At 71.1% G+C, this 17,954-nt stretch carries 14 protein-coding genes; 3 read left to right on the top strand and 11 right to left on the bottom strand.

Features of this window, described 5'->3' with window-relative positions; translation table 11 throughout:
• Positions 1-18: 18 nt before the first annotated feature.
• Both I004_RS0110550 and I004_RS0110545 read left to right on the top strand, forming a co-directional pair.
• Positions 19-1,236 carry a CoA transferase gene (locus tag I004_RS0110550; protein ID WP_028435464.1) on the top strand — a complete coding sequence of 406 codons (1,218 nt, stop codon included), beginning with the start codon at positions 19-21 and terminating at the stop codon, positions 1,234-1,236.
• The gene (locus I004_RS0110545) at positions 1,226-2,209 is read left to right on the top strand and encodes an HpcH/HpaI aldolase/citrate lyase family protein (protein WP_028435463.1); all 984 of its coding nucleotides are present in this window, start codon (positions 1,226-1,228) and stop codon (positions 2,207-2,209) included. Before I004_RS0110550 ends, I004_RS0110545 begins: the two co-directional genes overlap by 11 nt.
• 101 nt (positions 2,210-2,310) lie before the next feature.
• Here I004_RS0110545 and I004_RS0110540 read toward each other — a convergent pair whose 3' ends face one another.
• The 9 genes from I004_RS0110540 to I004_RS0110500 form a co-directional block, all read right to left on the bottom strand.
• A complete protein-coding gene (locus I004_RS0110540) occupies positions 2,311-4,023 on the bottom strand; it encodes a proline--tRNA ligase (RefSeq protein ID WP_028435462.1) in 1,713 nt (570 codons plus the stop codon).
• A gap of 97 nt (positions 4,024-4,120) precedes the next feature.
• Positions 4,121-4,693 carry a GNAT family N-acetyltransferase gene (locus I004_RS0110535; RefSeq protein ID WP_028435461.1) on the bottom strand — a complete coding sequence of 191 codons (573 nt, stop codon included), beginning with the start codon at positions 4,691-4,693 and terminating at the stop codon, positions 4,121-4,123.
• A 54-nt stretch (positions 4,694-4,747) separates the two neighbouring features.
• Positions 4,748-5,593: a GNAT family N-acetyltransferase gene (locus I004_RS0110530; RefSeq protein WP_028435460.1), complete on the bottom strand. Its 846-nt coding sequence runs from the start codon at positions 5,591-5,593 to the stop codon at positions 4,748-4,750.
• Between the two features lie 166 nt (positions 5,594-5,759).
• Positions 5,760-6,923, bottom strand: coding sequence for a flavodoxin-dependent (E)-4-hydroxy-3-methylbut-2-enyl-diphosphate synthase (gene ispG / locus I004_RS0110525; protein WP_037975655.1), 1,164 nt, complete (start codon positions 6,921-6,923; stop codon positions 5,760-5,762).
• Between the two features lie 209 nt (positions 6,924-7,132).
• Positions 7,133-8,437 (bottom strand): site-2 protease family protein, encoded by a 1,305-nt coding sequence (locus I004_RS0110520; RefSeq protein WP_028435458.1) that lies wholly within the window; start codon positions 8,435-8,437, stop codon positions 7,133-7,135.
• Positions 8,434-9,684 carry a 1-deoxy-D-xylulose-5-phosphate reductoisomerase gene (dxr, locus tag I004_RS0110515; protein WP_028435457.1) on the bottom strand — a complete coding sequence of 417 codons (1,251 nt, stop codon included), beginning with the start codon at positions 9,682-9,684 and terminating at the stop codon, positions 8,434-8,436. Before dxr ends, I004_RS0110520 begins: the two co-directional genes overlap by 4 nt.
• A gap of 180 nt (positions 9,685-9,864) precedes the next feature.
• Entirely contained in the window at positions 9,865-11,778 is a 1,914-nt protein-coding gene (locus I004_RS0110510) for an acyl-CoA dehydrogenase family protein (protein ID WP_028435456.1), read from the bottom strand.
• A 267-nt stretch (positions 11,779-12,045) separates the two neighbouring features.
• Positions 12,046-12,813 carry a metallophosphoesterase gene (locus I004_RS0110505; RefSeq protein WP_028435455.1) on the bottom strand — a complete coding sequence of 256 codons (768 nt, stop codon included), beginning with the start codon at positions 12,811-12,813 and terminating at the stop codon, positions 12,046-12,048.
• A gap of 4 nt (positions 12,814-12,817) precedes the next feature.
• Complete coding sequence (locus I004_RS0110500) at positions 12,818-13,792, bottom strand: phosphotriesterase family protein (protein WP_028435454.1); 975 nt, start codon at positions 13,790-13,792, stop codon at positions 12,818-12,820.
• Positions 13,793-13,866: 74 nt separating this feature from the next.
• On the opposite strand from I004_RS0110500, the gene I004_RS0110495 reads away from it, so the two are divergent.
• Complete coding sequence (locus tag I004_RS0110495) at positions 13,867-14,238, top strand: nuclear transport factor 2 family protein (protein ID WP_028435453.1); 372 nt, start codon at positions 13,867-13,869, stop codon at positions 14,236-14,238.
• 123 nt (positions 14,239-14,361) lie between these two features.
• On the opposite strand, the gene I004_RS0110490 is transcribed toward I004_RS0110495, so the two are convergent.
• Both I004_RS0110490 and I004_RS0110485 read right to left on the bottom strand, forming a co-directional pair.
• On the bottom strand, positions 14,362-15,816 hold the full coding sequence (locus tag I004_RS0110490; RefSeq protein ID WP_028435452.1) for an aldehyde dehydrogenase family protein: 1,455 nt from the start codon (positions 15,814-15,816) through the stop codon (positions 14,362-14,364).
• 314 nt (positions 15,817-16,130) lie between these two features.
• A complete protein-coding gene (locus tag I004_RS0110485) occupies positions 16,131-17,912 on the bottom strand; it encodes a PucR family transcriptional regulator (protein ID WP_028435451.1) in 1,782 nt (593 codons plus the stop codon).
• Positions 17,913-17,954: the final 42 nt, after the last annotated feature.

The raw sequence follows: 17,954 nt of genomic DNA, 5'->3' as shown, positions 1-17,954 counted from the left end.
CCGAGCAAGGGAGCGCATGTGACCGACGACCACCACGACGCCGGACGCCGCGGGCAGTTGTGCGACCTGAAGGTCGTCGAGTTCGCCCACGTCGTGGCCGGGCCGTTGGCGGGTTCGATGCTGGCGGACCAGGGGGCGGACGTCGTACACGTCGAACCCCCGGGCTCCGGCGACGCCGCCCGCGCCATGGGGCCACGGCGCGACGGGGCGCCGCTGTGGTTCAAGGTCGCCGCACGCAACAAGCGGTCCGTCACCCTCGACCTGCACCAGGACGAAGGGCGCCGGGTCGCCCACCGCCTCGTCGCCTGGGCCGACGTCGTGATCGTCACCCTGCGGGCGGGACGCCTGAGCGAGTGGGGCCTGGACTGGGAATCGGTGCACCGGCTGAACCCGAAGGCGGTGCTGCTGCAGATCTCGGGCTACGGCGCCACGTCGTCACTGGCCGACGCACCCGGCTTCGGGAAGATGGGTGAGGCACGCAGCGGCGTGGTCCATCTGACGGGCTTCCCCGACGGTCCGCCGGTGCACACCGGCTTCTCCCACGGCGACGCCGTCAACGGACTGATGGGCGCCTACGCGGTGCTCGCCGCGCTGCACCGCCGTGAACGCGACCCGGACTTCGACGGCGAGTGGATCGACCTCGCGCTCTTCGAGCCGCTCTTCCGGCTCGTCGAATGGCAGGTCATCGTGCACGACCAGCTGGGCACGGTGCCCGAGCGGTCCGGCAACCAGCTCGCCGTCGCACCCGCCGCCGTGATCAACACCTACCGGTCCGGCGACGGCGAGTGGATCACCGTCACGTCGGCCACGCTCCGCTCGGTGCGCAACGTCGCCCGCCTTCTCGGTCTGCCCGAGGAGGAGTTCGAGACCACCGAGGCACAGCAGGCCGGGCGCGAACGTCTCGACACCGCGCTGCGCGAGTGGGTCGGCCGGCGCCCCGTGGACGAGTGCCTGGAACTCTTCGCGCGCAATGAGGTCGTGGCCTCGCGCGTCTTCGACGCCGCGGACATAGCGGCCGACCCCGTCTACGCGGAGCGGGAGGACATCGTCACCGTCGAGGACGCGGACCTCGGTCCCGTACGGATGCAGGCCGTCATCCCCCACTTCCGGCAGAACCCGGGGCAGGTGTGGCGGACCGGCCCGGCGCTCGGTGAGGACAACCGGCTCGTCTACCACCACTGGCTCGGCATCAGTGACGAGGAGCTCGCGGAGCTGGAGCAGCACGGTGTCGTGTGAGGCGGACGGGCACGGCGGGACGGTGCGGACGCCGCTGCGCTCGCTGCTGTTCGTGCCCGGTACGAGAACGGAGTGGCTGGCCAAGGCCGAGGCGTCCGGGGCCGACGCGGCGATCCTCGACCTGGAGGACGCCGTGGCCGGCCAGGACAAGCGGTCTGCCCGTGAGCGCGTCGCCGAGGCTGTCGCAGTGAACGCCGGTCCGGATGCCGGTGGCGGGGGTGGGGGCGGGGGCGGCATGGAGCTCTTCGTGCGGATCAATCCGCTCGAGTCCTGGTCCGCCGCCGAGGAGCTGCGGGCCGTCGCAGGCCCGGGCCTCGCCGGACTCGTCCTGCCGAAGGTCCGCTCCGAGGAGGACGTGAGGATTGCCGACCGGCTGCTGACCTGGTGCGAGCACGAGCACGGCCTGCGGGTGGGCACCATCGCCCTGGTTCCCCTGCTGGAGACGGCCGTCGCCCTCCGCAACGCCCACGACATCGCCGCCGCGTCCTCGCGCGTCGCCTACACGGGCGCGCTCAGCGCACCCGGCGGCGACGTCGAACGCGCCGTCGGCTACCGCTGGAGCCCGGAGGGCACCGAGACCCACGCGCTGCGCTCCCGCGTCCTGCTGGACGTTCGGGCCGCCGGCGCCGAGCACCCCGTCGGCGGACTGTGGACGGACATCGACGACCTCACCGGCCTGCGGCGCTTCGCCGAGCAGAACCGCGCACTCGGCTACACCGGCATGGTGGCCATCCACCCGGCGCACGTTCCCGTGATCAACGAGGTCTTCTCCCCCGACGCCGCTGAACTCGCCCGCGCCGAGCGCCTGATCGCCGCCGTACGCCACGGGCAGGCACGGGGCGCGGGCGCCGTGACCTTCGAGGGCCGGATGGTGGACGAAGCGATGGCTGCCACGGCGGAGCAGATCCTCGTGTGGCACAGGAAGCGCGAAGCCGGTACGGACGCGGGGGGCGGCACGGCCTCTCAGCGCTGAACGCGGCGGCCGCCCCGGGCGAGGGAGCGCCGGGGCGGCACGAGGTCAGCGGCGCCGGGCGGCGCACCACCCGGGGACGGCAGGCCTGCCCCGACCGCCCGTCAGGCCCCGGACGAGAGGCGGGCGACGGCGTCCGCCACCGTCAGCTCCTCGCGCTCTCCGCTGCGGCGGTCCTTCAGCTCGACGAGCCCGTCCTTCGCGCCGCGGCCCACGATCAGGATCGTGGGGACGCCGATCAGCTCGGCGTCGGTGAACTTCACGCCCGGCGAGACGCCAGCACGGTCGTCCACGATCACCCGCACGCCGGCCGCACCGAGCTTCTCCGCGACGTCGACCGCCAGTTCGGTCTGCAGGGCCTTGCCCGCCGCGACGACGTGGACGTCGGCCGGTGCGATCTCCCGCGGCCAGCACAACCCCTGCTCGTCCGCGGTCTGTTCGGCCAGTGCCGCCACGGCGCGCGTCACGCCGATGCCGTACGAGCCCATCGTCACGCGCACCGGCTTGCCGTCCTGGCCCAGCACGTCCAGCTCGAAGGCGTCGGCGTACTTGCGGCCGAGCTGGAAGATGTGGCCGATTTCGATCGCCCTGTCGAGCACGATGCCGGAGCCGCAGTTCGGGCAGGGGTCGCCGGGCTCTACGACGACCACGTCCATGTAGTCGTCCACCTCGAAGTCGCGGCCGCACACGACGTACTGCGCGTGCTTGTCCGGCTTGTTCGCACCGGTGATCCACACGGTGCCGGGCGCGACGCGGGGGTCGGCGATGTACCGGAAGGCCTTGCCCGCCATGCCGTTCTGCGGCCCGACGTAGCCGCGTACGAGGTCGGGCCGGTTCACGAAGTCCTCCGCGGTGACCAACTCGACCTCGGCGGGGGCGAGATGCTCGGCGAGCTTGCCGAGATCCACGTCGCGGTCGCCGGGGACGCCCACCGCGGCGATCTCACCGTCGATCTTCACCAGCAGGTTCTTGAGCGTGGCCGAGGAGGGGACGCCCAGGTGTCCGGCGAGCGTCTCGATCGTCGGGGTGTCCGGGGTGTCGAGCTCCTCGATCCCGGGATGGTCGGCGGGCTCGGCGGGCACGACGGCGACCGACAGCGCCTCGGTGTTGGCCGCGAATCCGCACGAGGGGCACTGCGCGTAGGTGTCCTCGCCCGCGGCGGCCGGCGCGAGGAACTCCTCGGAGGCGGAGCCGCCCATGGCGCCCGAGACGGCGGAGACGATGCGGTAGTCGAGGCCGAGGCGCTCGAAGATGCGCTTGTACGCCTCACGTTCCTGCGCGTAGGACTCGGCCAGGCCCTCGTCGGAGACGTCGAAGGAGTAGGCGTCCTTCATCGTGAACTCACGGCCGCGGAGAATGCCGGACCGGGGACGCGCCTCGTCCCGGTACTTCGTCTGGATCTGGTAGAGCGTCACCGGCAGATCCTTGTACGACGAGCACTGGTCCTTGACGACCTGGGTGAAGATCTCCTCGTGCGTCGGCCCGAGCAGATAGCCCGCACCCTTGCGGTCCTCAAGGCGGAACAGCAGATCGCCGTACTCCTCGTAGCGCCCGGAGACCTCGTAGGGCTCCTTGGGCAGCAGCGCGGGGAGCAGCACCTCCTGGGCGCCGATCGCGTCCATCTCCTCGCGTACGACCCGGGTGACGTTCTCCAGCACCGAAAGCCCGAGCGGCAGCCACGTCCAGATGCCCGCGGCCGCACGCCGCACATATCCGGCGCGCACCAGCAGCTTGTGGCTGGTGGTCTCTGCGTCGGCCGGGTCGTCGCGCAGTGTCTTCAGCATCGACCGGGACAAACGCTGGACTCGGGCAGCCATGGAATTCTCCGTGCGGTGGTTGAAAGCAGTCGAAACAACTGAGGAGGAGAGTATCCGGCCCCGCGCACGGCACGGAAATGCGATTCCCCCGCCGCTGTCAGGAACGCCTCAGCGGCAGCCAGGCCCCCATCACCGCGTACGGGCTGGGCGCGCTCGGAAAGTGCACGTTGCGGGCCAGATCCCGGTAGCCGAGCCGGTGGTAGAGGTGCCGGGCGGGGCTGTCGGTGTCGATCGCCGAGAGCAGGGTCCGCGGCTCCTGGGCGGTCTCGGTGAGCGTGGTGATCAGGCACCGGCCGATCCCGCGGCGCTGGTGGAGGGGGAGGACGTGGAGTTCTGTGATGACGAACGAGTCGTCCAGCCAGTCCTCGCAGCCCGCCGCGCGCAGATATCCGGCGACGACGGTGGACCACCACTGCGTGCGGTCGTTGGGCATTCCGTAGACGAAGCCGATCAGCCGGCCCTCCGGTGTGCGCGCGCCGAGGGCCCGCGCTCCGGGGGATTTCAGGTGGCGCAGCACGATGTGGCGCCGCACGGCGATCTCGTCGTCGCTCAGACCGAAGGCGACGGCCTGCACGGCCAGCGCGTCGTCGACGTCCTCTTCCAGGTCGAGCGGTCCGATGAGGGGCTCGCGGGGGTCCTGGGGTGATGATCCCCAGGCAGAATGCTGCATGCCGGGAGGCTACTAGGAGTTACGCGGCCGACTGCCCGCGGTGGGCGGGCCGTCTCAGAAGAGCACGCTCATGAACGCCCCGACCTCGCGGAAGCCCACACGTCTGTACGCCGCACGGGCCGCGAGGTTGTAGTCGTTGACGTAGAGGCTCGCCAGGGGCGCGACCTCGTTCAGCGCGTAACGCAGCACCGCAGCCATGCCGTTGACGGAAAGACCCTCGCCGCGCCGCTCGGGCGTGACCCAGACGCCCTGGATCTGGCAGGCGTGCGGCGTGGCGGCCCCGATCTCGGCCTTGAAGACGATCCGGCCGTTCTCGACGCGGGCGAACGAGCGGCCGGACCCGACGAGTTCGGCGACCCTCGACTGGTACACCAGGCCGCCGTCACCGGCGAGCGGAGAGACACCGACCTCCTCGGTGAACATCTCCACGCAGGCGGGCAGCACCAGCTCCATCTCGTCCTTGCGGATGCGGCGGACCAGTGGATCGGGCCGGACGCCCCGTGGGAGCTTCTCGGTGATCATGAGCGGCTGGCGGCGGCGTACCTCACGCGCGGGGCCCCAGTGGGGTTCGAGGTAGGACCACAGGGCGGCGGTCGCCTCGGCAGGGCCGACGATGGAGGAGCAGCGGCGCCCCTGCCGGCGTGCCCTTTCGGCGAAGGCGCGTACGGCTTCCGGGCCCGCGCACAGCGGTACGAGGTTGGCTCCGGCGTAACAGAGGGACCTCAGTTTTCCCCGCTGGTACCAGCCCCACATCTCGCCGCCGAGGCGCAGCGCGTCGAGCCCGGCGGCGTGCACGCGGGAGGCGATGAAGGCGTTGTTGACGGGCTCGCGGCGCAACACGGCGAGCGCGTCGTCGAGTTCGGCCGGGTCGACAACCCTTGTGGAGGTGGTGGTCAACAACGTGTCGGCAGCCTCACCGTGACATGACCCCTGGGGACGGACGAGATGAAGTGGGGGCTTCTCCGACTGTACCCGCCACCGGCAGGGGGCGGCTGCGGCACCGGGCCCCGTCAGCCATCGGTGACGGGGCCCGGATCAGGCGCGTGCACGAAGGGCGAGCGGCCGTTCAGCCGCTGACGGCGACCTGCGGCTCGCCGGAGGCGACGCCGTCCTTCTCCATCTTCTCGGCGATCTTCATGGCCTCGTCGATGAGCGTCTCGACGATCTTGGATTCGGGGACGGTCTTGATGACCTCGCCCTTGACGAAGATCTGTCCCTTGCCGTTGCCCGACGCGACACCGAGGTCCGCCTCGCGGGCCTCGCCGGGTCCGTTGACGACGCATCCCATGACGGCGACGCGCAGCGGAACCTCCATGCCCTCAAGGCCCGCGGTGACCTCGTCGGCGAGCTTGTAGACGTCGACCTGGGCACGGCCGCAGGAGGGGCAGGAGACGATCTCGAGGCGGCGCTGGCGCAGGCCGAGCGACTCCAGGATCGAGATGCCGACCTTGCACTCCTCGGCGGGCGGCGCGGACAGCGAGACGCGGATCGTGTCGCCGATGCCCTCGGCCAGCAGGGCACCGAAGGCGACGGAGGACTTGATGGTGCCCTGGAAGGCGGGACCGGCCTCGGTGACGCCGAGGTGCAACGGATAGTCGCACTGTGCGGCGAGCTGCCGGTAGGCGTTGATCATCACGACCGGGTCGTTGTGCTTGACCGAGATCTTGATGTCGCGGAAGCCGTGCTCCTCGAAGAGGGAGCACTCCCACAGCGCCGACTCGACGAGCGCCTCGGGGGTGGCCTTCCCGTACTTCTGCAGCAGCCGCTTGTCGAGGGAGCCGGCGTTGACGCCGATGCGGATGGGCGTGCCCGCGGAGGAGGCAGCCCGCGCGATCTCCTTGACCTTGTCGTCGAACTGCTTGATGTTGCCCGGGTTCACGCGGACGGCGGCGCAGCCCGCGTCGATCGCGGCGAAGACGTACTTCGGCTGGAAGTGGATGTCGGCGATCACGGGAATCTGCGACTTGCTCGCGATGGTGGCCAGCGCGTCGGCGTCGTCCTGCGTGGGGCAGGCCACTCGTACGATCTGGCAGCCGGACGCGGTCAGCTCGGCGATCTGCTGAAGAGTCGAGCCGATGTCGGACGTGCGGGTCGTGGTCATCGACTGCACGGACACCGGAGCGTCACCGCCGACGGCCACCGGACCGACATGGATCTTCCGGCTCTTGCGGCGGTCGGTGAGCTTGGTCGGTACGTCCGGCATTCCGAGCGAAATCGCTGTCGCTGTCATCTGGCGTGCAACCCCAAGGTGTGGATCGAGAAGTCCCGGGAGATCGACGGGCTCCGGACCCCGAGATTACGGCACCTCCACCCCTGGGAGCACATCCCTCTCCCGCGAACCGGCTGAAGCGTACATACGGAGCAAAGGCCTCCCGGGCGGGACGGGGCGCCGCGTTTCCGGCGGCGCCTCCGGCCGTGCCCCTGCCGGTCCGGTCCCCGCTATCCCGCGAGTCTCACCGGATTGACCACGTCGGCCACCAGCACCAGCAGCGTGAAGCAGATGAAGATCCCCGCGACCACGTACGCGACGGGCATCAGCTTCGCCACGTCGAACGGCCCGGGGTCGGGTCGCCGGAAGACCTTGGCGAAGGCCCGCCGTACCGACTCCCACAGGGCTCCCGCGATGTGGCCGCCGTCCAGCGGCAGCAGCGGCAGCATGTTGAAGAGGAAGAGGGACAGGTTGAAGCCCGCGACCAGGAACAGCATCGTCGCCACGCGCTGCGTGGGCGGGATGTCGAGCGAGAAGACCTCGCCGCCGACGCGGGCCGCGCCCACGACGCCCATCGGGGAGTCCTGCTTGCGTTCGGCGCCGCCGAACGCCGCGTTCCACAGCTCGGGGACCTTCGACGGGAGCGCGACCAGCGCCTGCACACCGGAGGCCATCATGTCGCTCATCCGGTCGACGGACTGCGGGAAGGTCTGCGGGACCACGCCGCTGGCCGGGGTGAAGCCGAGGAATCCGGCCGTCACGTACTCGCCCTCGACGTAGCCGCCGCGGCCGTCGGACTTGGCAACCTTGTTCGGGATCAGATCCGCCTGGAGCGTCTTGCGGCCGCCTTCGCGGGCGACGGTGATGGTCGCGGGCCCCGTAGTGTCGCGGATCTGCTGCTGGAGGGTGCCCCACTCGGTGACGCGCTTGCCGTCGAAGGCCACGATCTTGTCGCCCGGCAACAGGCCGGCCGCCTTGGCCGGGGAGTCCTTCGCATCCGACGGGCACTTGTCGGACTTCGACGACGCCGGAATGACGCACTTGGACACGGAGGAGACGGTGGTGGTCTGGGTGTTGATGCCGAAGGACATCAGCACGACGAGGAAGATCACGACGGCCAGGATCAGGTTCATGAACGGCCCGGCGAACATCACGATGACGCGCTTCCAGGGCGCCCGGGTGTAGAAGAGGCGCTTCTCGTCGCCCGGCTTCAGCTCCTCGAACGCGGCGGCGCGCGCGTCCTCGATCATGCCCCGGAACGGTGAGGTGGAGCGCGCGCGATGCATCCCGTCATCGCCCGGCGGGAACATGCCGATCATGCGGATGTAGCCGCCGAGCGGCACCGCCTTGATGCCGTACTCCGTCTCGCCCCTGCGGCGGGAGAAGATCGTCGGACCGAATCCCACCATGTACTGCGGCACTCGGATGCCGAACATCTTCGCCGTCGACAGGTGCCCCAACTCGTGCCAGGCGATGGAGAAGAGCAGACCGACGATGAAGACGACTATGCCGAGAATCGTCATGAAGGTGGTCATGCGCGGGCCTCCGCTGCTGCCGTCGCCAGTTCACGGGCGCGTTCGCGCGCCCACGTCTCCGCGTCGAGGACATCGTCGAGCGTCAGCGCCGACTCGGCAGGCGTCCCGTGCTCCTCGACCACAGCGGCAACCGTATCCACGATGCCGGGGAACGGCAGCCTTCCGCCCAAGAACGCATCAACGCACTCCTCGTTCGCGGCGTTGTAGACGGCCGGCGCGGTTCCCCCGTACCTGCCGACCTGGAAGGCGAGCGGCACGGCCGGGAAGGCCTCGGCGTCCAGCGGGAAGAAGTCCCACGACATCGCGCGCGACCAGTCGAAGACCGGCCCCGCGTCCGGGATCCTCTCGGGCCATCCGATGCCGAGCGCGATCGGCAGCCGCATGTCCGGCGGCCCGCACTGGGCGAGGGTCGAGCCGTCCTTGAACTCGACCATGGAGTGCACGGCCGACTGGGGGTGCACGACGACCTCGATCCGCTCGAAGGGGAGGTCGTAGAGGAGATGGGCCTCGATCACCTCCAGTCCCTTGTTGACGAGGGTCGCCGAGTTGACGGTGATCACCGGGCCCATTTCCCAGGTCGGGTGCGCGAGCGCCTCCTTGGGCGTGACGTCCGCGAGCTCGGCCTTCGTGCGGCCGCGGAACGGCCCGCCCGAGGCGGTGATCAGCAGCTTGCGCACCTCCGCGTGCGTGCCGCTCATCAGGGCCTGGAAGACCGCGGAGTGCTCGGAGTCGACGGGCACGATCTGGCCGGGTGCCGCCAGTGCTCTCACCAGGGGGCCGCCGACGATCAGCGACTCCTTGTTGGCCAGGGCCAGCATCCGGCCCGCCTCGATGGCGGCGAGAGTGGGTGCCAGCCCGATGGAGCCGGTGATGCCGTTGAGCACCGTGTGGCACTCGCTCCCCGCCAGCTCGGTGGCCGCGTCCGGCCCGGCGAGCACCTCGGGAATCGCGTTGCCCGGCCCGTACTCGGCGCGCAGCGCCTCCCTCAGCTGGACGGCCTTGTCCTCACGGGCGACGGCGACGGTCCGCACCTGGAGCCGGTGCGCCTGCCCGGCCAGCAGCTCCAGGCGGCCCCCGGCGGCCGAGAGTCCGGTGACCCGGAACCGGCCGGGATTGCTCAGTACGACATCGACCGCCTGGGTGCCGATGGAGCCGGTCGATCCGAGGATCACGATGTCGCGCGGGCCTTCCGGCACAGCCGACGGCGCGGACGGCCGCAGGTGCGGGTCGGCGAGGGATTGGGTCATGGCCCCATTCTGACTGTTCCTCCGCGTGCCGCGTTCACCGCCCGCCGCCCCTGCCCTGTCCGGGATCCGCGGGTGCTTTGCGGCGCCGCCCCCGGGCCTTGTCAGCCGCACAGGCGCGGGCGCCCGGCGCGCGTGCCCGGGCCGGGCGCCCACCCCTTCCCACGCCGGATCAGTGGCGCTTCAGCCGATCCGCCTGTGCACGTCCTTCTTCTTCGACGGTCCCGGTACGGCCGCGGCGATCCACGGGCCGTCCGACGAGGGGTCGATGACGCCCTCCTCCAGCCACGTGTAGGCACCGTCGAGGATGCCGGTCACGACCTTGCGGTCCAGGTCGTCCGTGTTGTGCCACAGCCTCCCGAACAGCTCCTCCACCCGGACCCGCGACTGCCTGCAGAAGGCGTCGGCCAGCTGGTACGGGGCCTTGCCGTCGGGACCGCTGCTCAGCGCGTCGCGCCGCAGCTTCTCCGCGCGTACGCACGCCGCGCTCATCGCGAACAGCTCAGCGCCGATGTCCACGATCCGCCCGAGGAAGCCCTGCTTGGTCTCCATGCGTCCCTGCCAGCGCGACATGGCATAGAACGTGGAGCGGGCGAGCTTGCGCGAGGTGCGCTCGACGTAGCGCAGATGCCCGGCGAGTTCACCGAAGTCCGAGAAGGCACCGGGCATCTGGCCCGGCCCGGCGACGAGTTTGGGCAGCCAGCGGGCGTAGAAGCCACCGGCGGCCATGGCCGCTCGGCCCTTGTCTGAGAGCGTCTTGTCCGGGTCGATCAGGTCACCCGCCACCGAGAGGTGGGCGTCGACGGCCTCGCGCGCGATCAGGAGATGCATGATCTCCGTCGAGCCCTCGAAGATGCGGTTGATGCGCAGGTCCCGCAGCAACTGCTCCGCGGGTACGCCGCGTTCGCCGCGCGCCGCGAGGGACTCTGCCGTCTCGAAACCGCGTCCGCCGCGGATCTGGACGAGTTCGTCCGCCATGGTCCACGCCATCTCGCTGCCGAACAGCTTGGCCAGCGCGGCCTCGATCCGGATGTCGTTGCGTTCCTCGTCGGCCATCTGGCTGGAGAGGTCGACCACGGCCTCCAGCGCGAACGTCGTCGCGGCGATGAACGACATCTTGCTGCCGACGGCCTCGTGCTTGGCGACGGGCCGCCCCCACTGCACGCGCGCCTCGCCCCACTCGCGGGCCACCTTCAGGCACCACTTGCCGGCGCCCACGCATGTGGCCGGCAGCGAGAGGCGCCCGGTGTTGAGGGTGGTCAGGGCGATCTTGAGCCCTTCTCCCTCCTTGCCGATGCGGTTGGCCGCCGGGACGCGGACCTGGTGGAGGCGGGTGACGCCGTTCTCCAGGCCGCGCAGGCCCATGAAGGTGTTGCGGTTCTCGACGGTGACGCCTTCGGACTCGCCCTCGACGACGAAAGCCGTGATGCCGCCCCGGTGGCCTTCGGACTTCGGGACGCGGGCCATGACGACGAGGAGGTCGGCGACGACGCCGTTCGTCGTCCAGAGCTTGACGCCGTCGAGAACGTAGTCGTCCCCGTCCGGCACGGCGGTCGTCGCGAGCCGCGCCGGGTCGGAGCCGACGTCGGGCTCGGTGAGCAGGAAGGCCGAGATGTCGGTGCGGGCGCAGCGGGGCAGAAACGTGTCCTTCTGCTCCTGGGTGCCGAACATCTTCAGCGGCTGCGGCACCCCGATCGACTGGTGCGCCGAGAGCAGCGCGCCGACGGCCGGGCTGGCGCTGCTCACCATGGCGAGCGCCTTGTTGTAGTAGACCTGCGTGAGGCCGAGACCGTCGTACTCGGGGCCGACTTTCATTCCGAGCGCGCCGAGGTCCTTGAGCCCGGCGACGACCTCGTCGGGGATGCGGTCGTCGCGCTCGATGCGCGCGCCGTCGATCGTCGTCTCGCAGAAGTCGCGCAGCTTCGTCAGGAATTCCTCGCCCCGGCGCACGTCCTCGGCGGGCGGCTCCGGGTGGGGGTGGATCAGGTCCAGCCGGAAGCGGCCCAGGAACATTTCCTTGGCGAAGCTGGGCTTGCGCCAGTCCTGTTCGCGTGCGGCCTCGGCTACTTCTCGGGCTTCGCGCTCGGAGACAGTCATCTCACTCATCTCGCCGCGTGGTAGGGACAGTGAACGCCGTGCGGCGCCGGGTGACGCCGCGCACTACCGGCCGGTGCTACTCGCTCGTATGTACCCGATTCATCCGGTGCGTACCAGACTCCCCGCACACGGTGTCCAGGATGCGCCGCGGCGCGAACGGCGCGGTCGCACGCCCTCTTGCCCGGTGGCCCGGCGGTCATGCCGCCCGGCGCCGGCCGGCCTCGGGACGGTCGAGGCCGGCCGCGCACGGGCGGCGTCGCCGAACTGTCAGGGCACCACCCGGAAGTGGGTCGTCAGGCGACCCTCGTCGTCGTGGACGTGGTACGCGATCATCGGGGGCAGGTCGTAGTCGAGCGGCCCTCCGGCCTCGCCCTCCCACGGCATCTTCAGCGTGGAGACGACACCGGGCGCTGCGACCAGCGGTCGGCCCGCGAACGTCGTGACGGCGGGCGTGTGGCTGTGTCCGCACAGCAGCGCCGCCACATGTGTGTGACGTTCGACGACGGCGGCGAGTCGCTGCTCCCCGAACTGGCGTATGGGATCGACGTATTGCCCGTGCAGCGGCACCGGGGGGTGGTGGAAGCAGACGAAGGCGGGCCGGTCGTGCGGTGCTCCGGCGAGTGCGTTGTCGATCCAGGCGAGAGTGCCGTCGTCGAGGTAGCCGTCGCCGCGGCCCGGGATGCTGGAGTCGCACAGCGCGAAGGTGGCGCCGGGCAGTACGACCAGGCGGTTCACGGGTGAGGTGTCGGCCGGGTCGGCGTCCAGGAGAGCCGCACGGTACGGACCGCGTGAGTCGTGGTTGCCCGGGCAGTGCAGCGGCGCGTGCCTGGAGCCGTCGAGCAGCTTCGCGGCCTCCGCGTACTCCTCCGGAGTGCCGTGATCGGTGACGTCACCGGTGAGGATCACTGCGTCCAGCTCGCCGGGAAGCTCCTCCAGACAGCGCAGCACCCGCTCGGTGCGCTCCCGTGCGCGGGCACCGCCGTCGTCCCGGTCCTGTCCGATGTGTGTGTCACTCATGTGTGCGAAGACGAACAACCGATCAGTCCTTCCACTCGGCCGCAAGAGCGCGGGCAGGGTTGCTCACGAATATCCCCTCCGCGGCCTCCTTGCCCAACTCACGGACGAGGCGCGGCTTCATCAACGCCGGCAGGTGGCGCATACCCGGAGCGCCACGGGCCTCCGCGGTCGTGGTGTCGGACCCGAGCATGATCCGCTCCCCGTACCCGTGGTCGACGAGGGAAATGAGGCACTCCGTCAGCCGCGCGTCCGTCGCGTCGTGGGCGCGGGACGGGCCGTCGAAGACGAGCCAGACATCGCGTCGCGCCACCTCCCTGTGGAGCGCGAGGTCGGGGAAGCGGCCGAGGTGGCCCAGCAGTACGCGGTGCGGCGGCACGCCGCGGCGTTCGCAGAGCAGGTCGAGCACGTCGTGCGCCGCGGTGCCGCCGTCGAGGTGCACGGCGACGGGTGCGCCCGTGGCGTGGTGTGCCTCGGCCGCGGCGTGCATGGTGCGGCACGCGTATGCGTCCAGGCCGTGGAATCCGCCCGCCACCTTGATCAGTCCGGCACGCGGTCCCTCACCGCAGACGCTGCCGCGCACTCCCCGGGTCAGCTCCTCGACGAAAAGCTGTGCGAGGTCGGAAGTCTCGGCCTCCGTCGGGCTGAAGTGGCCCGGCCGGACGGCCGCGTAGTGCATGGCCTGGTGCAGGCCCGTCGCGGCAACCAGATGCAGCCCCGTGCGCCGGGCGAGCTCGGCCAGCGTGCCCGTGCAACGTCCCATCCCGTACGGGGTCCATTGCGCGGCCGACTGCCCGCCCGCCTCCACGAACGCGCTCAACTCGGCCTCGGCGGCGCCGGCGTCGGCCAGCTCCTGGCCGGGCAGGACCGGAGTGCGGAGGAAGAGATGGGCGTGCGCGTCGCACACGCCGAGCCGGTCGCCGGGCACGTCCCCGAGGACCGTACGGACAGCGCCTCGGGCCGATGGCCCGGCCCCTTCGACGCCACTGGTCACGGGCATGGGACGAACCTACCCGCGCGCAGGGCGAAGATCCGGGGCCTTTACCGGGAGCGCGCTTCTGATAGGACAGGGGCATGCAGCTCGAACCCGGCGAAGACGCCGTGGACACCTTCCTTGCCGCCTTCAATGCCTCGAACCAGGCCTACGTCACCGAACTGCTCTCGCGCGCGCTCACGCAGGACGTCGTCTTCTGGGGGCCGCTGGGGCGCAGCGTCGGCGTGGAAGCGGTGGAGAACTTCATCAACGAACTCCGCGCGCATCCCGACGGCCCGGGAAGAGTGACGCGTACGACGGTGGTCGACGCCCCGGGCGAGTGGGCGCGCTACAGCTGGAGTTACCACAACGGAGCAGATCAACTGCTGCTGACCGGAACCGACATGGTGCACCTGCGTGACGAACGCATCGACCAGATGGTCGTCTTCGCCGGGGACCTCGAGACGATCTGAGGGACCCGCCATTCGGCCGGCTCTCAAGGGTCGGCTCTTTCGGGCCGCGGGCGGACGGCGCTGGGTGTGCGCGCCGTCCGCCGGTCCGAGTTCCCGGCCGTCCGCCGGAGCAAGCGGCGGAGGTTACAGATCCAGGCCCGTGAGCACCATCACGCGCTCGTAGGTGTAGTCCTCCATGGCGAACCGGACGCCCTCACGGCCCACGCCCGACTGCTTCGCGCCCCCGTACGGCATCTGGTCGGCACGGTAGGAGGGGACGTCGCCGACGATCACGCCGCCCATCTCCAGCGACCGGTGGGCGCGGAAGGCGGCCTGGATGTCGTGCGTGAACAGGCCTGCCTGAAGGCCGTACTTGGAGTTGTTGGCGACGGCGAACGCCTCGTCCTCGCCCTCCACCTTCGTCAGCGACATGACCGGCCCGAAGACCTCCTCGCAGCCGATCTGCGTGTCGGGGCCCACGTTCTCCAGCACGGTCGGCGCGTACGTCGCGCCCTCGCGCTTGCCGCCCGCCAGCAGCTTCGCGCCCCCCGAGACGGCCTCCTCGACCCAGGACTCCACGCGCTTGGCCGCGTCCTCGCTCACCAGCGGCCCGACGTCGGTCGCCGGGTCGGCGGGGTCACCCGTGCGCAGAGCCTCGACCGCCGTGACGATCCTCGGCACGAGACGGTCGTAGACCGAGGAGTCGGCGATCACGCGCTGCACCGAGATGCAGGACTGGCCGGCCTGGTAGTTGGAGAACGTCGCGATGCGCTGTGCCGCCCAGTCCAGGTCGTCCTCGGAGGAGTAGTCGCCCAGCACGATCGCCGCGCCGTTGCCGCCGAGTTCGAGGGTGACGCGCTTGCGCGGGGCGGAGTCGAGGATGGACCAGCCGACCGGCGCGGAGCCGGTGAAGGAGATGATGGGCAGCCGCTCGTCCTGGACCAGCTCGGGCATCCGGTCGTTGGGCACGGGCAGCACGGACCACGAACCGGCGGGCAGATCCGTCTCCGCCAGCAGCTCACCGATCAGCAGCCCCGACAGCGGTGTGGCCGGCGCGGGCTTGAGGATGATCGGCGTTCCGACGGCCAGCGCGGGGGCCACCTTGTGGGCGCACAGGTTGAGCGGGAAGTTGAAGGGCGCGATGCCGAGCACCGGTCCGAACGGGAAGCGCCGGGTGTAGGCCAGGCGTCCCGTGCCGCCCGCGTCGGAGTCGAGCCGCTGCGCCTCGCCGCTGTTGAAGCGGCGCGCCTCGTCGGCGGCCCAGCGGAAGACGGAGACGCACCGGCCGACCTCGCCGCGCGCCCACTTCATGGGCTTGCCGTTCTCCGCAGAGATCAGCGTCGCGATCTCCTCGGACCGCTCGCGGACGCGGGCCGTGACGTGGTCCAGGGCGGCGGCACGTTCGTGCGCGGGCGTCGCGGAGAACTCGTCGGCGACGGCTGCGGCCGCGGCCACGGCCTCCTCGACCTGGTCCGCCGTGGGAAGGCTGATGCTTCCCACGAGCCTGCCGTCCCAGGGCGAGGTGACATCGAGCGTGTCGTCGCCCGTGGCCTCGCGGCCGGCGAGCCAGAACGCGTGCGGGGAAGTCGCTGTCGTCACTGCGGGGCCGCCCTTCCGGAGTGGTGGTGTCAGAGCAATGTGAGCGTGAGGAGACGGCAGGCAGAGCTGTGCCGCGCTGTGCCTGTGGTGATGAGTGCCGGACTGGCACTCATCCGTCTCTTCGGCCAACGGTAGGGCCTGCGGACGGCAGATTTTCTTGTCCGCCACGGCAGACTTGTAACTCTCCACACGCCGGTTTGGCACGGACACCGAGCGTGGCTACGGGCCCGCCCATCGTGGGATGTCGGCGGCCGCTCACAGATCCGGCGGCGCGCAAACCGTCCGCCCGCGCTCCGCAGCGGTCGTCCTGCCGGTCACCCCGTGGCCTTCAGGGCGAGCCACAGCTCCATGCGTACGTCGGGATCGTCGAGCGAACGGCCGAGGATCTCCTCGACGCGGCGCATCCGGTACCGCAGCGTGTGCCGGTGCACGCCCAGGTCGGCGGCCGCGGCGTCCCACTGGCCGTGCCGGGAGAGCCAGGCGCGCAGAGACGCGACGAGGTCGCCCCGCCCGTTCGCGTCGTGATCGCGCAGCGACCGCAGCAGGCCGTCTGCGAAGGCGCGTACCGCGTCGTCGGCCAGCAGTGGCAGCACGGATCCGGCCGCGACGTCCTCGTGCTCCACGAGCGGGGCACCGCGACGCCGGGCCACCGACAGTGCCTGGTCCGCCTGCTTGAACGCGACGGTCGCGGCGGCGAGGCCGGCCGGGGCGGAGACCCCGATGACGAGAGCGTCGTCGGGTACCGAGGACGTACCGCCGGACTGATGTGCGCCGCCGGAGCCGGATGATTCGACGGCGTTGGCGCATGCGGCCGCATACTGGGCGCACGCGGCGACGGCGGCGCCCCCGTCGGCGGCGAGCACCACGAGACGGCTGCCGTCCGGCACGACGAGGACGGCTTCCCCGTTGCGCGCCGCGGCCGTCTCGGCGAGGTCCGCGAGCTGTTCGAGAGGGCCCGGCACGTCTTCCGCGATGCCCTCGGGAACGGGTACGGGCACCGCCGAGGTCTCGGTGACCGTCACGACGGGCAGGTTGCCTCCCGGCGCGCCGCCGGCACCCGCCGGGACGGCTGCGCCGCCCGCCGGGCCGTCCCCGTTCACAGCGGCGTGCCCGTTGGCGCTGCCCCGCCCACGGGACATGGAGCCCGCGGCCGGCTCGGCCACCAGGACCCGCATCGGGGCGTCCAGCAGTCCGCCGTAGAGCGCACCGGCGACGGCACGCGCGTGGTCGGACTCGCCGGAGAGCAGCATCCTCATCACCGCGGCGCCGAGGCGCTGTTCGGCCTCCTGGAGCGCCCTCGAGCGCTCCATCATGAGCGTAAGGAGCGCGATGGCGGAGTGCACGGCGTAGCGCTCCGCGGTGCCCAGCGGAGCAGCCGTGCCGACCGCGAGGACGGCCTTCGCGCGGCGGCCGCTGCCGACCGACTGCAGCTCCACGCGGTCGTCGCCGGAATCCGAACCGCTGACGACGGCGCTGGCGGGGGCCGGCCTGTCACGCAGCCGCTCCGCGTCCGCGACGAACCGGGACGCCCGGCGCACCGCCCAGGCCGGCGCCGTGGCGACCATGGCGCCGGAGGCGTCGTAGAGGGCGGCCCAACCGGCCACCTCGGAGGCGAGTTTGGTGAGCAGGGCCGCGGGACCCTCCTGCGAGAGGGCGGCCCGCGTCATCTCCCGCTGCGCCTCGAAGCCCGCCGTGACCGACCGGTACTGCTCTGCCGCTATGGCGGCCGAGACGGCCTTGCTAATGGCGATGAAGGGCGTCCGGCGCGGCACTTCGAGCAGTGGCAGGCCCGCCTCGCGGCACGCCTCGACGATCGCGTCCGGCACCTTCTCGTAGTTGACCCCCGCGGCGAAGCCCAGGCCGACCACGCCCTTTTCGGTGAGCCGCCGTACATAGGCGCGCATCTCCTCCGGGTCCTCGGCGTCCAGCTTCAGGGCCGTGACGAGGAGGAGTTCACCACCGTCGAGATAGGGAGTCGGGTCCGCCAGCTCGCTGGCGTGCGCCCAGCGCACGTCGGTGTCCAGCCGGTCCTGCCCTGTGAGCACGGCCAGCCGGAGCGCGGAGTGCTGAACGAGCGAGGCGAGAGTCGGTGGCATAACAAGGCTCACCGTACAGGCGCCCGGCTCATTTCGGTCATT

It is taken from the genome of Streptomyces sp. TAA486 (assembly GCF_000426165.1).
Note: the sequence above shows the minus strand (reverse complement) of the source record. Positions and strands in the feature narration are given on the sequence as shown.